This window comes from Providencia sneebia DSM 19967 (assembly GCF_000314895.2).
Lineage (GTDB): Bacteria > Pseudomonadota > Gammaproteobacteria > Enterobacterales > Enterobacteriaceae > Providencia > Providencia sneebia.
Genome location: NZ_CM001773.1, coordinates 1,174,673 through 1,189,179 on the forward strand (window position 1 = coordinate 1,174,673; position 14,507 = coordinate 1,189,179).

General features: G+C 36.5%; 11 protein-coding genes. 4 read left to right on the forward strand and 7 right to left on the reverse strand.

Annotated elements, in window-relative coordinates; genetic code table 11:
• Positions 1 to 91: 91 nt before the first annotated feature.
• The 3 genes from OO7_RS04835 (at position 92) to OO7_RS04845 (ending at position 3,200) form a co-directional block, all read left to right on the forward strand.
• On the forward strand, positions 92 to 487 hold the full coding sequence (locus tag OO7_RS04835) for a DUF423 domain-containing protein (RefSeq protein ID WP_008914848.1): 396 nt from the start codon (positions 92 to 94) through the stop codon (positions 485 to 487).
• Positions 480 to 1,577 carry a 23S rRNA (cytidine(2498)-2'-O)-methyltransferase RlmM gene (rlmM, locus tag OO7_RS04840; protein ID WP_008914849.1) on the forward strand — a complete coding sequence of 366 codons (1,098 nt, stop codon included), beginning with the start codon at positions 480 to 482 and terminating at the stop codon, positions 1,575 to 1,577. Before OO7_RS04835 ends, rlmM begins: the two co-directional genes overlap by 8 nt.
• A gap of 447 nt (positions 1,578 to 2,024) precedes the next feature.
• Complete coding sequence (locus OO7_RS04845; RefSeq protein ID WP_008914850.1) at positions 2,025 to 3,200, forward strand: hypothetical protein; 1,176 nt, start codon at positions 2,025 to 2,027, stop codon at positions 3,198 to 3,200.
• A gap of 24 nt (positions 3,201 to 3,224) precedes the next feature.
• Here the strand turns inward: OO7_RS04845 and xni are convergent, their stop codons facing one another.
• From xni to queF, 3 genes are all read right to left on the reverse strand, one after another.
• On the reverse strand, positions 3,225 to 3,983 hold the full coding sequence (xni, locus tag OO7_RS04850; RefSeq protein WP_008914851.1) for a flap endonuclease Xni: 759 nt from the start codon (positions 3,981 to 3,983) through the stop codon (positions 3,225 to 3,227).
• A 30-nt stretch (positions 3,984 to 4,013) separates the two neighbouring features.
• Positions 4,014 to 5,381 carry a nucleotide 5'-monophosphate nucleosidase PpnN gene (ppnN, locus tag OO7_RS04855; protein ID WP_008914852.1) on the reverse strand — a complete coding sequence of 456 codons (1,368 nt, stop codon included), beginning with the start codon at positions 5,379 to 5,381 and terminating at the stop codon, positions 4,014 to 4,016.
• A gap of 170 nt (positions 5,382 to 5,551) precedes the next feature.
• The gene (queF, locus tag OO7_RS04860; protein ID WP_008914853.1) at positions 5,552 to 6,397 is read right to left on the reverse strand and encodes an NADPH-dependent 7-cyano-7-deazaguanine reductase QueF; all 846 of its coding nucleotides are present in this window, start codon (positions 6,395 to 6,397) and stop codon (positions 5,552 to 5,554) included.
• A 138-nt stretch (positions 6,398 to 6,535) separates the two neighbouring features.
• On the opposite strand from queF, the gene syd reads away from it, so the two are divergent.
• The gene (gene syd, locus OO7_RS04865; protein ID WP_043892807.1) at positions 6,536 to 7,096 is read left to right on the forward strand and encodes a SecY-interacting protein; all 561 of its coding nucleotides are present in this window, start codon (positions 6,536 to 6,538) and stop codon (positions 7,094 to 7,096) included.
• A 441-nt stretch (positions 7,097 to 7,537) separates the two neighbouring features.
• Here syd and OO7_RS04870 read toward each other — a convergent pair whose 3' ends face one another.
• Genes OO7_RS04870 through OO7_RS04885 form a run of 4 tightly spaced genes read right to left on the reverse strand, consistent with a single transcriptional unit; the run spans position 7,538 to position 14,307 of the window.
• The gene (locus tag OO7_RS04870) at positions 7,538 to 9,274 is read right to left on the reverse strand and encodes an ABC transporter ATP-binding protein (RefSeq protein ID WP_008914855.1); all 1,737 of its coding nucleotides are present in this window, start codon (positions 9,272 to 9,274) and stop codon (positions 7,538 to 7,540) included.
• Positions 9,271 to 11,037, reverse strand: coding sequence for an ABC transporter ATP-binding protein (locus OO7_RS04875; protein ID WP_008914856.1), 1,767 nt, complete (start codon positions 11,035 to 11,037; stop codon positions 9,271 to 9,273). The genes OO7_RS04870 and OO7_RS04875 overlap by 4 nt, the downstream gene beginning before the upstream one ends.
• Positions 11,030 to 12,304: an MFS transporter gene (locus OO7_RS04880; RefSeq protein ID WP_008914857.1), complete on the reverse strand. Its 1,275-nt coding sequence runs from the start codon at positions 12,302 to 12,304 to the stop codon at positions 11,030 to 11,032. The genes OO7_RS04875 and OO7_RS04880 overlap by 8 nt, the downstream gene beginning before the upstream one ends.
• Positions 12,301 to 14,307, reverse strand: coding sequence for a TonB-dependent receptor (locus OO7_RS04885; RefSeq protein ID WP_008914858.1), 2,007 nt, complete (start codon positions 14,305 to 14,307; stop codon positions 12,301 to 12,303). The genes OO7_RS04880 and OO7_RS04885 overlap by 4 nt, the downstream gene beginning before the upstream one ends.
• Between the last annotated feature and the right edge of the window lie 200 nt (positions 14,308 to 14,507).

Genomic DNA, 14,507 nt, shown 5'->3' on the forward strand with positions numbered 1-14,507 from the left:
CTGTCTGATTTGTGGTATTACTAAGCAGCTTAATTTATTACACACATGTAGCTCAGATGGTTTAAAAGATAATTAATAAAAAGGTGTTACTGTGAATAGTCGTTTGATATTAATTTTTGCAGGCATTAGCGGGTTCTTTACTGTCGCCTTCGGTGCCATTGGTTCTCATGCACTTTCATCCGTCATGAGTGCCCACCAGATGGAATGGATTCAAATTGGATTGCGTTATCAAATGTTACATACCGTCGCTTTAATGGTGATTGGTGCAATTTTGATGCGTAAAGTCATTTTGTGGTTTTATTGGTGCGGTGTTTTTTTTGCAGTAGGCATACTTCTTTTTAGTGGTAGCCTTTATTGTATGGCGCTGTTACAGGTAAAATACTTTTCCTATTTTACGCCAATAGGAGGAGTTTGTTTTCTTATTGGCTGGCTGTTGGTCGTTATCGGCGCTATGCGTCTAAGGAAACCGGCGTTACGCCATGAGTAATAAAATTGCATTATATTGCCGTCCAGGCTTCGAAAAAGAGTGTGCGGCAGAAATAACAGATAAGGCAAGCCAGAAAAATGTCTTTGGTTTTGCCCGAGTCAAAGAAAATAGTGGTTATGTTATCTTCGAATGTTATCAAGCAGAAGATGCAGATAAATTGGCACGTGAATTACCATTTCGAGAATTAATTTTTGCTCGTCAAATGATAGTGGTTGGTGAATTACTTAAAGATTTACCTCCAGAAGATCGTATTACGCCAATTGTTAATGCTCTAAGTCAACAAATTGAGGGAGCTGGCGACCTTCGTGTTGAAGTTGCTGACACCAATGAAAGTAAAGAATTACTGAAATTCTGCCGTAAATTTACGGTACCTTTGCGTAATGCACTAAGACAAGAAAAAATCTTATTAGCTAAAGAAAATCTTAAACGCCCCGTTATCCATGTGTTCTTTATTGCATCAGGTTGCTGTTATACCGGTTATTCGTATAGTCACAACAGTTCACCTTTTTATATGGGAATACCGCGTTTAAAATTCCCATCTGATGCGCCAAGCCGATCAACGCTGAAATTAGAAGAAGCCTTCCATGTCTTCATTCCTTATGATGAATGGGATGAAAGATTAGATAGCGGAATGAATGCAGTTGATTTAGGCGCTTGTCCTGGCGGCTGGACATACCAATTAGTGAAACGCAGTATGATGGTACATGCGGTTGATAATGGCCCAATGGCCGAAAGTTTAATGGAAACAGGGCAGGTTAGGCACCATCGCGTAGATGGATTCAAATTTCAGCCAACCTCTAATAATATCACTTGGCTTGTTTGTGATATGGTTGAAAAGCCTGCGAAAGTGGCTGCTTTAATGACGGAATGGTTGCTCAATGGTTGGTGTAGAGAAGCTATTTTTAACTTAAAATTGCCAATGAAAAAGCGCTATGAAGAAGTGTCACATATTCTCAATAAAATGCAGGTTCAATTAAAAGAGCAAGGCATTAATGTGCGTATTCAGGCAAAACAGCTTTACCACGATCGCGAAGAAGTCACTGTTCACGTACAAAGGATCTGGGCTGCTGGTATTCCTAAGCGTGATTGAATTTTCTAAAATATTATAGTAAAGATAAAGCTGCACCTTAATCGCAATATTATAAGCAATTAAGGTGCATTTTCATTTTTAGTATATTTGCTAGTAAAATAAATAGTAATGAGATATTTGTTATGTGATGCTGTTTATTTTAATTATTTTCACTAATTTTGAATTTAATAGAGATATTAAGTGATTTTCTAAGTCTTATTGTTTTATTTTAATCGCAATAAATATATTTCAGTGAAATATTGTGAAATGTTATGTTTGAAATATAAATTATAATATTTCATGTTGGTAATATAATTTCATTATTTTTCATTTATCTTAATAAAATAAATATGTAACTATAGGTATTGATTATCATTAATTGTTAATCTATTGATAATTATTGGAGAGCGAAATATTAACTGAATCATGATAGTTGGTTGAAATGGTAATTTAATAAGGATGAATAATGTGAATATATATAATATTAATATTGGTTCGTCAGATTTTTTTTCTGATGATAAAATTAAAAAAGATGAAGAAATAAAAAATCTTAACCCACAATTAAAAATAGCTAATACAATTGATAATTTACTCCATAGTAAAAATGATTTAGGTAAACCTAGTCTGGCTATGGAAACATTATTATCTGTTGCTAATCATCAAAAACAAGTCACACTTCAAATGTTAGGTCAAAATGTAGATTCAGAACTGGCTATCACTTTAATCCTTAAAGATAGTATTAATAAATATACCTTACAATTGGAGTCTATTTATGCTTGGACAGTAGGAGGAAAATCAGTATTAGCTCCTATGTTAAAAATGATGTCTGAGAGTATATTTGCTGGAAATGTCTCGAGCACGAAATTTGAAGATTTAATACAAATTATTGTTATCGATATGATGCTGCGTGGAAAATTACCAGATAGCATGAAAAAAGTTGCAGGATATTTCTTGGAAGATGCTGGTTCTGGAACTCATGCTCCAATGACGCAAATGACTCCAAAAGATCTTGAAAAATTTATGTTGGATATTTATCAATTAGCTTTAAAAGATGATCCAAATTCTCTTGCATATAGCATCGCGAATACAATAGAGAAAAACCATAAAAATGAATTTATGGCGTATCAAAGATCGTTTGCAGCTAATTTTTGGACTAATCCCGATGGATTTATGGATGGGTTTGTAGGGAATAAAAATATTCCACCCATTACAGGGCAGAGCCATGATGTGAGTCCATTCTTTAAGCTTTCTATTATTAGTACATTAAGCTTGAAAGGTGACCTAAGTGCTGACGATTTTAACAAGATCCTCGTATCCGATTTATCCACGATAAAAGACATTGCTGGTATTGATGGGAAGATGGTTGATTGGATAATTGCTGAAACGTCAGATGTTGTAGAGTGGAAAGGTAATGGAAAAGATGGCGTAGGGTCAGGACAACGCTGGTGGACCTTTCCTGGTTATGGAATAGATTATCAGTATTTAGAAAAAATATTTAATGAATTTCCTCCTCGAAATTTAACTGAGGAGGAAGCTGAAGAAATTAATCGAATTGGTGATCAAGTCAAAATGATCCAGCAGACATTAAAATATTGGTTACAGATATGTAATGACGAAAGATTGGCTATGGCTAGAAACATTTAATTGAGTGATGAAATAATAATAAGCTTATTTTGTTTGATTAAAACGGAGTTGGTTTAAATTTCCTTGTAGCTGAATATCTGTCTTCAATGTGGCAATTTCACGACAAAGTAAAGCAATTTCTAATTGTCCACTAAGCTTTTTCTGCCATTTTTCATCGAGATTATCTAAATTGGCAAATAGATCTTCGAGTGAATTAAATTGCTGGAGAAGTTGAGTGGCACTTTTAGCGCCAATTCCCGTCACGCCGGGAATTTTACTGCTGCTAATACCTGCAAGTCCCCAATAATCAGGTAATTGCTGCGGATTTACACCAAACTCTTCTTGGATGAAGGGCACATCAAGCCAACGCTTTTGAAAATAGTCGCGGATACGAAGAGCAGGAGATAGCAGCTGACAATAGCCTTTATCCGTAGAGACGATGGTGACCATGTGTCCTGCATCTGTAATTTTCTTGGCTAAAGTTGCCGCAAGATCATCCGCCTCATCACCTTGAGATTGCCAGCAATGTATTCCTTTAGCTTCAAACTTAGATTTCAATGCAGGTAATTCAGTTTGTAAATTTTCAGGCATTGGCTGACGACCCGCTTTATAGTCAGGTAATTTTTCATGGCGCCAGCTATGGTGTCGGCCTTCCTCATCAAATACTGCCACAATATGAGTGGGTGCTGTATGTGTGATGAGCTGAGAAATTGCAGATAAACAGGTATCAGCGCAAGGGCTACCTTGCACGGCATGAATACGGCGAATTAAATTAAGTGCATCAATAATCAGTAAATGGATCATAAAATATATGCCATCCTTGGCCTCAGTTAGTTATTTCACTATTTCATAGCATGGCTCATAGGCAGTTCCACCCGGGAGCTTCATACGATGTTGGCTTACAAATCCACGCAATAAGCTATCCATTCGTTGCATGATCTCTTTATCACCATGAATTTTAAATGGTCCATATTGTTCAATGGCTTTCATGCCGACTTCTTTTACGTTACCCGCAACAATTCCAGAGAAAGCTCGGCGTAAATCGGACGCGAGTTTTTCTGGTGACTGTCCTTGATGCAAATCCAGTGATGCCATATTTTGATGTGTTGGCTCAAAAGGATGCTGTAATTCAGAATTAATTTTGATTGACCAGTTGAAACTATAAGCATCACCCGTACTGCGGCGATTATCTTTGACTAGTGGCATATATTTTTTCATTACACGCGCCACTTCTTGTGGGTCATCAATAATAATTTGATAATGCTTACAAGCTTCTTCACCTAATGTATGACGGATAAAGTCATCAAGCACTGTAAAATATTCAGCACTTTCTTTAGGTCCAGTAAGGATTAATGGAAGAACCTGTTCACTATTTTCAGGCGCCATCAAAATGCCCAGAAGATAGAGTAATTCTTCTGCGGTACCAACACCACCAGGGAAAATAATAATACCATGTGCTAATCGTACAAATGCCTCAAGGCGTTTTTCGATATCAGGCATGATAATTAGTTCATTGACCAGCGGATTAGGGGGTTCAGCGGCAATGATTGAAGGTTCTGTTAGACCAATAAAACGGCTATTTTTATAACGTTGTTGTGCATGACCAACAGCAGCGCCTTTCATTGGTGCTTCCATAGCGCCGGGACCACAGCCCGTACAAATATTCAGCTCTCTTAGCCCTAATTCGTTACCGACTTTACGGCCATAAAGATATTCATTTTCATTTATTGAGTGACCCCCCCAGCAAACAATCATGCTTGGATCTTCATCCAGATGCAAAGCGCGAGCATTACGCAAAATAGAGAAAATGATGTTGGTCAGATTGGCACTATTTTCGAGATCAATATGCAATTTTTGTTCTGCATTGATAATTTGAGCATGAACAAACAGAATATCTCTAAGCACAGCAAAGAGATTAGCTTGTATCGAGCGGATCATGTGTCCATCGACAAAGGCATCTTTTGGCGGGTTGATGAGTTCTAATTTAACACCGCGTTCACGGCGTAATACATTGATATCAAAATCTTTATGTTTATCCAGCAGATCTTTACTATTGTCCGTTAAACTGCCTGAATTTAATACGGCAAGTGAGCAGTTGCGGAAAAGTCGATATAAGTGGCTACTTGCCGTACGCTTTAGCATATCAACTTCAAGCTGAGACAATAGATCCATGGATCCTAATGGACTGATATGAGTAATCAAGTAACACTCCTTTATCCCAAAGGGATCTTGATTTGTTTATTACAATATACCTACCATTTTTAAAATTGTATCGATATTAATATATTAACTACCTAAATAGGTGACTGACAATGTTGATACAACTTAAATTGTTTTAGGTACAAAATGTGTTCATAAAGATGAAAGCTGTTTTACTGTCGAGCTAACCGACCAATTTCAGGTATAAAATGTGTATTGCTGCGCCATGGGTTAATATCAAGCCCGCCGCGGCGAGTATATCGCGCATAAACAGTCAATTTTTCTGGTTGGCATAACTGTGTTATGTCATTAAAAATGCGTTCAACACACTGCTCGTGAAATTCATTATGGTGACGGAAAGAGACTAAATAGCGCAGTAATGCTTCACGGTTTATTTTCGGTCCACTGTAATGAATTTGTACTGAGCCCCAATCAGGCTGGTTGGTTATTAAGCAATTTGACTTTAGTAAATGGCTGACAAGTGTTTCTTCAACAATGTCAGCTTCCGTGCTATTTACCAGATAGTCACGGCTAAATTCATAGTTATCGATCTCTATATCTTGATCATCAAGACATATTCCATCAAATGGTTGAATCATTTGTTGAGAAAATTCATTTAACTTATGGAGTTTAACGCTAACTTTCCCATTAGCACAGCGGGCAAGATCATTTTCGAGTGTACTGCGCACATTTTCCCAAGTTTCATAGCGAGTTTGATTAAAACTATTGAGATAAAGTTTAAAACTTTTTGATTCAACTAAATTTTCGCTTTGAGCATCAATGCTAACGGAGCCAATCGCAACTTGCGGTACCCCTTTTTTATTCAGCCATGAAATTTCATATAGAGTCCAAATATCAGCACCATGGAAAGGGAGATCTTGTGCATCAATATTGAGGGGCGTTCTATTTAGGCTACGAGGTACAGCTTGAAGTAAATTAGGATCATATTGGTCATGATAGGCTGTTTTCTTCCCTAAAGTTAGGTTATCGAGAGCAGGGTTATTTTGGTAATGTGACATATTGATCCTTGTACTAAAATTTTCAGCGATCTGGATAAAATGAGATCATTTCATTCATTTCTTAACTTCTGACATAATATCACTTATCAGTGGGATTACCGCATTTCAATTAAAATGAATCTAAACGACTAAATTATGATAAATATGACAGTGTCTGAAGCACTTAGCGATTTTACGCAACAATATGTTACCCAATGGAAAACTGAAACAGGGCTTCCGCCAGCTTCAATCGATCTTTACGGCGTTCCATCACCTTGTATTGTTAGGACGGGTGAAAATTGGGTTTATTGGGAACCTCAGCCTTTTAATGGAAAAGATAAAGATCTTAGCCGAGTAGCAGCTGCACTTGATATTGAATTACAGCCATCTATTCATCCTTTTTATACAACTCAACTGGCTGGTGATATGAAAGCTCAGTTTGGCTCGTTGGTTGTCAGTTTGGTTCAGGTATGGAATGACGAGGATTTTATTCGTTTACAGGAAAATTTGATTGGCCATTTAGTCACACAAAAGCGTTTAAAATTATCTCCAACATTATTTATCGCGACACTTGATTCTGATTTAGAAATGGTTTCTTTATGTAATTTGACGGGAAATGTTGTTTTAGAAAAATTTGGTAGTCAGGAACGAACTGTTTTATCAGCCAATCTTGTCGAGTTTTTACAACAATTATCACCTATAGTTGAAATGGTTAAGTAAGATAATGACGATAATATTTGTAGGAAATAACCTACAAATAAGTTAAGAGATATTCCATTGTTATAAATCTTAGTTAACAGGCTGCTATTTGCTATTATTTTTCAATAAGTTATAAATACAAATGGGTGGTTAATATTTCATCTTTTTTTAGTTTACTTAGTTATGTTGTTTGATAATTCTTTTTAAGACATTCTTAATTAACTGAACGGATAAGACCGAGCAGAAATTTTTAAAGGCTAAAATAGAGTCATGGATGGCTAACTGTGAATAATAGCCTAATCAATTAGTTGTGAATGACAGGATGTTGAGCGACAGGAAGTCGTTTTTGCAAGGAGCTGCTAATTGATTAAAAACTAAAAAAGCCAGCCAACGTTTGTTGGTTGGCTTTTTTATCTTTCTGACCCGTCCTAAATAAGGTTGACACTATTCAGGACTAATCACCTATAAATTCCACTTCAAGGCTTTATTTTGATGTTCCCAGAGGGTTCGATATAGATCACATCGTAATAATAAGGTTTGATGGTCTGCACAATCTTGTAACCTACCTTGATCTAAAACTAAAATTTGATCTGCTTGCGTAATTGTTTTTAACCTATGTGCAATAATAAATACGGTTTTATTATCGGAGAGTGTCTTGATTGCTTGTTGGATTATGTTCTCATTTTCTGGGTCGAGAGATGCTGTTGCTTCATCAAGAAAAATAATGGGTGAAGACTTTAATAATGCGCGAGCAATTGCTAAACGCTGGCGTTCTCCTCCTGAAAGCGTTCCACCTTCAACACCTAAAACAGTTTGATAACCTAAGGGTAATTTCATAATTGTATCATGTAAATTAACTGCCTTAGTGACGTCAACTAACTCTGCATCTGTCGCATCCGGTTTTGCTATACGTAAATTATTTTCGACTGAATCTTGAAAGAGTAGCGTTTCTTGAAAAACCATAGTGACAGAGTCATAAAAACGTTGTAGCTGATAATTAGCTAGCGGTATACCGCCAAAACTAATTTCACCTTGGTCTGGCGTATAAAATGCTAACAATAAATGCATTAATGTTGATTTACCACTACCACTAGTTCCTACAATTGCGGTAACTGATCCTTGTGGTGCATAAAAGGAGATATCCTCCAAAGCGTTATTTGTTGAACTGGGATAGCAATATGAAATATGGTTGACTCTAACATCACAATGTTCAATGGCATTAACCCTATTTCCAGAAGGCTGTTTGGGCTGATTTTTGAGTTGTTTTATATTATCAATACCGATATTAGCGAGCGTAGATAAATTTAATAATGCAATTGCACCACGTAGTGGAATGATAGTTGTAAATAATAAAAGTAGGATAATAATAGCTTGAAAAATTGATGCAGTATCTGTAGACGTAAACTGATATGCACAAGCTATAATGCCAATAGCAACACTTGAATCAATGATAATATAAAGTAAACCGACAATAGGGGTATTGGCTATAATACTTCGTCTGAATCCTTGTCGTAGGCTATCAATTTGCAGATCAAATCGTTGTTGTACCGTTGTATTTATACCTGATGTACGAATAAAAGCGATACCTTGTGCATATTCGATCATTGAGTCTGTTATTTCACCCATTTTCTCAGATCGCAGCTCAAGTAATTTATGTATCTTGTTTTTGAAAAATACAAATAATATCCCTCCTAGAACTAACATGCTGCATGCACTTAACCCTACGATCCAATTCAAACTAAATATCACTAGATAAACTGCAAGAAATAAGACTAATTGGCAGCCTATTTGTATGGATGTATAAGCGGCTTGATTCTCTATCCATTGCATATCATCACTCAAGGTGCGAGCAATATTTCCTGCTTTTATTTTTTGGATGGTTGTTAATGGTAAGCTTACTAGATGGTAGAGTAATTGACGGCGAATATTAATTCCAAGTTGATAAGCAGCTAATGTTAATAGTTTTACCGCTTTTGCCACAATATATAGTCGAATAATTAATATGCATAATAAAATAGCAAATGCTATCCACGGCATCATATTATTTGGTCGACCATAAAATGAAATAATCACCCAAATTGCAACGATAAGCTGGCTAAACTGCATCAAAGCATCAATTAAGCGATAAATAGCACCTTTTTGCCACATTTTTACCGATAGCGTTGGTAAGTACTGCTTAATGAGTCGAAAAAGCGTCATCCATTTTTCTCCTCTTGGTAAGCATCTTGTTGCCAAGCTTGCCATTGTCGTGCGTATGTTCCTTTTTTATCAAGAAGTTGTTGATGAGTTCCTTGTTCTATAATGCAACCTTCTTCGAGTACAACAATATTATCTAAATGGCAAATTGTTGATAATCGATGCGCTATAACAATAACGGTTTTATTTACACATAATGCCTTCATGGCAAGTTGTAATTCATATTCACATTCAGGATCTGCATATGCGGTTGCTTCATCCAAAACTAAAATAGGAGCATTTTTTAATATTGCTGCTGCTATTGCGATCCGCTGTTTTTCACCAACGGATAAACTTCGTTCATTATTTAATACCGTATGATAGCCTTGCGGTAATCTCATGATAAATTGATGTGCTTGTGCTAATTTAGCTGCAAATTCGACTTCTTCAATTGTGGCAGTGGGCTTTGCAATACGGATATTATTAATAATCGTATCTTTGAATATAAAGATCTTCTGAGAAACAAATGACACCATTTGTCTAAATGTGGGTTCATCAATCTGCGTAATAGAAATATCACCCACAGAAATATCCCCTTGAGTAGGTTCCCATAAACGGCAGATTAAATTAGCAATTGTCGATTTTCCTGAACCACTACTTCCGACTAATGCAATAGAACTACCTTGCGGTATGTTCAATGAAATATTCTTTAATGCCTCTTGATGACTATTTTCATAGCAAAAGGTGATATGACTTAATTCAATATTAAATTTTTCTGGTGTTTGCCCTATTTTGGGATAGGTTAATTCGGCTTGAGACATCAACCAATGATAACGACTTACTACACCACTTTGCTGTTGGATACGCGTCATCACCTCAAACATGGATGACGCAATATTGCTAAAAATTAATGAAGCAATAATAAAAAAGGTAAATTCAAAAATAGCAATTTTACCCGCTAGCAATAATCCACCCGCAAGTGGTAATACAAACAAAAGATTCATGCTGGATAGAACAAAAAACCAACCTGATTTAGCTTGAACTTTATTTGACCATTCACCAACTATTTCAATTAATCCATTAAAGGATTTTTCAGCTCGAACTAATATCGCATTACCATTTTTAAACATTTTTACGACAGGAATTGCAGTGATAACTTCAAACAAAGTAGAACTTATTTGCCCTTGTGCTGCATAAAAGCGCTGAGCAATTTCACTTGTTTTAATTTGAATATAAATAAATAGTGAAACGGCCATAAAGGTAGGTAAAAAAGCAGCTATTGCTAAGGGAATATTTAGAAATAACATAAGAATAAAAGTGATTAATGGCGTAAATACTGCTGCAATCATTTCTGGAATAATATGTGCAATACCATCTTCTAACTGTTCCACATCATCCAATAACATTTTTTTGATTTGGTTACTGTCGGTTTCCATAAAAAAACCAAGGGGAATTCGATATAATTTATCGCTGATTATGGCTCGAACATCTGACATTACTTCGGCAGCTATGAGATGAGAGATAAAGGTAGAGCCGCTAAGACACAGCATTGAGAGAAGTGATATCGCCAGTAAAGCTATTCCATATGTCATCAGCTGGTGTGTTTCACCCATATATAAATCCTGAGCAATAAACCCTACAAATAATGCCGGAACAATTTGTAATCCCGTTGCACAGAGGCTCAGAATAATGGTAGCAAAACGCATTCTTGTATATGGAGCAGTAAACTTCCACAGTTGTTTTAATGGTCCTGATGGTTGAACTGATGAAGTATTTTTCTTACTCATTAGTTATAACTCTATTATTCATTTCATTATTTATCTTAACGACAAAACAATAAATAAAGGCAATAATGGTAAAAGTCGCACTAATGATAAATAGCACGCTATAACTCCATTGAGTTACGACAATACCACTCAGTATTGAACAGATTATTGCGATCATCATGTCTGTCGATTGCATCAATGCAAAATCAACACCGGGCTGTTTTCCCGCCGCATATCCCATTAATAATGTATACAGCGTGACAAACTTAATTGCTGTAATTAATGACGCAATAACAAATAAGCTAGCGATAAAATAAAAGGGAAGTACAGTTTGCCAAGAGGAATAAATAAATACTCCGAATAGTACAGCTTCAAATAATAATATCCAGATTAATGAAATTGATGCCCCTAGATAACGAACGAGTGGTCCGCCAATTACTACACCAATTAATCCTGCGAGAGCACCGCCACTTGCGGCAAGTATTCCTAGTTCAGCAAGGTTGATTCCTTTATCAATTAAATACGGCATCATCATTGCCAAGCTGATACGCGTTCCAACCATACAAAGAAGTATTAAAATAAGTGCTCGACGAACTCTGGGACGTTTAATTGCCTGCTTCAGAGAGGGGATATTCGTTGACGATTGGTTAATTGTGGATACATGCTTTATTTGAGGTGATCGTTTAATAAACCATGCTGGTGCTGAAAGCAGTAAGGTGGTAAGTGCTAACATCATGATGCCATGCCACCAGCTATATAATGCAATCAGGTATAAAAATAACCCACTGCCTAATAGTGTTCCAAAATAGCTTCCACCAACTTGTACCATATTGGCCCATGGCCTTTGTTTAATCGTCAGTTTATCAATCGCAAAACCATCAGCAGCAGTATCAACAACCGTAAGTACAAAAGTAATGAATATCAAACCAATAAAGATAGGGGCAACTTGATGAGCTTGATCTAAATAAGCCACAATCATAAATAGGATGGTGATTAATCCACCACCTATTAATAGCAATAATCGGGCATGGTTATCACCATGCCCAGTTTTTCGGAAGCGTTCAACAAAAGGTGACCAAAGAAATTTTAATGCCCAAGGCAACATTAATAGATAAACCAAACCTATTTTGTCTGTTGCGATACCTTGACTACGAAGTAAAGCCGGTAAACTTTGTAAGGTCAACATACTGATGCTACTTTGGATGGTGTAAACACCACCCAACATCATGAATAAGACACCTATCGAAACAAATGGTACAACGGGCTGTTGTTTAGGAACATGGTTCATAACGAAATACTTACCCCAGCACCAACGTTGATGCCTTTGTTAATCATACTAATTGGTGTTGATCCCAAATAAAAACTAGATGTGCGATATTTCTCATTCGTCAGGTTATCGCCAAATACCTTCACGGTGACTCCGTTCGGCATTTCAAGGGAAATCGCTGCATCGTAGAGCGTATAAGCCCCTTGTTCTAATGAGTTTTGTTCATCGAAATAGCTTTTTGAGTAGTAACGCGCCGTTGTTGATAAATAAAGATTTCCCGGTAATACCGATTGTTCTAATAAATATTCCATCCCTGCATTGACCATAATATCCGGTGCATAGGGTAGCCTTTTGTTGTTGTACACTACGCCAGAAATAGGGTCAGTGGCGTTGCTGTAGCTTGATTTACCAAAGCTACCACCTAAGCTTAGGGATAGGTTTTCAACCGGGGTCGCTTTTACTGTAAGCTCTAACCCTTTACTTTCCGCTTTTCCGAGGTTTTGAATGACTTGTATTGGTACTGCACCGGCGTAAACTTGCTTATCTTTAGAACGAATATAATAAAATGCACCATCTAGCGTCATTTTTTTATTAAAGAAGGACGTATGCCATCCTAGTTCATAGTTATCTGACGTTTCTGGATCATATGCTTTCTTATCACCCATAGAGCTAATAATTCGATTAAAACCGCCTGGTTTATATCCTCTTGTTGCAGATATATACAAGCGTGTCTCTGGGGTATATTGCCAACCTAAAGCAACTTTCGGCGTAAAAATAGTATTGTTGCTACTGTTGTCAAATGCATCTATTGCGGCATAGCCCGTACGTCCTGAATAATCAATCTCTGAATTTTCATAAGATAGGCGGCTACCTATAGTTAAATCAACATCCTTTAAAATAGGCAATTTCCCTTCACCAAATAGAGCATAAGAGGTTTGTGTGATTTTATTTTCAGCTGCGCCATAATATCCCGGATACGCATCTGAATTATGATGTGCTTTATCATGGGCAAAATAAGTGCCGAATAAACTCGAAGCCCCATTTTTATATTCTGTATTCAAACGTAGCTCTTGATTAACTCCCTCTCTTTTTTCTTGCCATTGTCCGCCCACATATTTACGATGAACATCTCTATCCTGATAAGACGTTACACTGGTTAAGGTTGTACCATCAAAATCATAAGCAGCTTTAAAGGTATAACTATTTACTTCTCGTTTTAATAATGGAGTCTCTCCATCATATTTTTTCTGTTTTAGCTGTTGATCTGTTAAATACACTTCTTCATGGCTACGTAGATTTTCATGAGAAAAACTAAAATCAGCGCTTAATGGTGAATCAATAGGTTGATATGCAACTTTTGCGCGCCCAGTCCATGTATCACTTGAATCTAAATTCTTTTTCCCTGTTAATGGATTATCAATTTGACCGGGTTCATTCATCCATCTCCCACTTAACGTGGCATATAATTTATCTTCAATTAATGGCACAGTACCACTTGCTGTAATATCTCTTTTTAACGTAGCGTAATCGCCGGCTAAATACATAGTAGGGCTATTTTGTGGATCACGTGTAATGACATTAATGACGCCTGCTTGTGCATTCCCACCATACAATGTGCCTTGTGGTCCTCGTAAAAATTCGACTCGTTCAACATTGATGAGTTCTTGAGTCATAAATTGGTGATCTTGAGGGACACCATCTACGTAAATTTGTACTGATGGAGAATAAAAATCTGGTGAGCTAATGCCTCGAATAGTCGTTGCTGGGTAAGTTCGATTACCACGAGAGCGAATTTGCAAACCCGGAAATACTTTTTCGAGGTCTTGGACTTGTGTTACACCAGCTTGTTCTAGTTCTTCCCCTGTTTTTATCAAAACACTGTCATCTACTGTATTTAACGCTTCTAAACGCTTATTTGCAGTAACAATGATGACATCGTCTTCAGGTGAAGATGCTGTGGTAAATTGGCTCCATAAAAGTGGAAGCATCATCGTATAAAGTGCTGAAATTTTTATATTAGTCATAATGTTAATTATTCTTTTATGTTGTTATCCCATTAAAATGATCCGCCATCCCTAAATTGGCGTATTCAATATCGCTAATAGGTTTTATCTGGATTAACATTTTTCTACTAACGTAATAAGGACGAAATACGCGTAATGCGAACTATTGATAACGATTCTCATTAATGTTAATGTGCAAGGCATATAAATTTAAATACAGT

Bases quoted from the DNA above. Each gene is read 5' to 3' on its own strand.
- OO7_RS04885 (WP_008914858.1), bottom strand. From the start codon at position 14,307: ATGACTAATATAAAAATTTCAGCACTTTATACGATGATGCTTCCACTT.
- OO7_RS04870 (WP_008914855.1), bottom strand. From the start codon at position 9,274: ATGACGCTTTTTCGACTCATTAAGCAGTACTTACCAACGCTATCGGTA.
- rlmM (WP_008914849.1), top strand. From the start codon at position 480: ATGAGTAATAAAATTGCATTATATTGCCGTCCAGGCTTCGAAAAAGAG.
- queF (WP_008914853.1), bottom strand. From the start codon at position 6,397: ATGTCACATTACCAAAATAACCCTGCTCTCGATAACCTAACTTTAGGG.
- xni (WP_008914851.1), bottom strand. From the start codon at position 3,983: ATGATCCATTTACTGATTATTGATGCACTTAATTTAATTCGCCGTATT.
- OO7_RS04880 (WP_008914857.1), bottom strand. From the start codon at position 12,304: ATGAACCATGTTCCTAAACAACAGCCCGTTGTACCATTTGTTTCGATA.
- OO7_RS04875 (WP_008914856.1), bottom strand. From the start codon at position 11,037: ATGAGTAAGAAAAATACTTCATCAGTTCAACCATCAGGACCATTAAAA.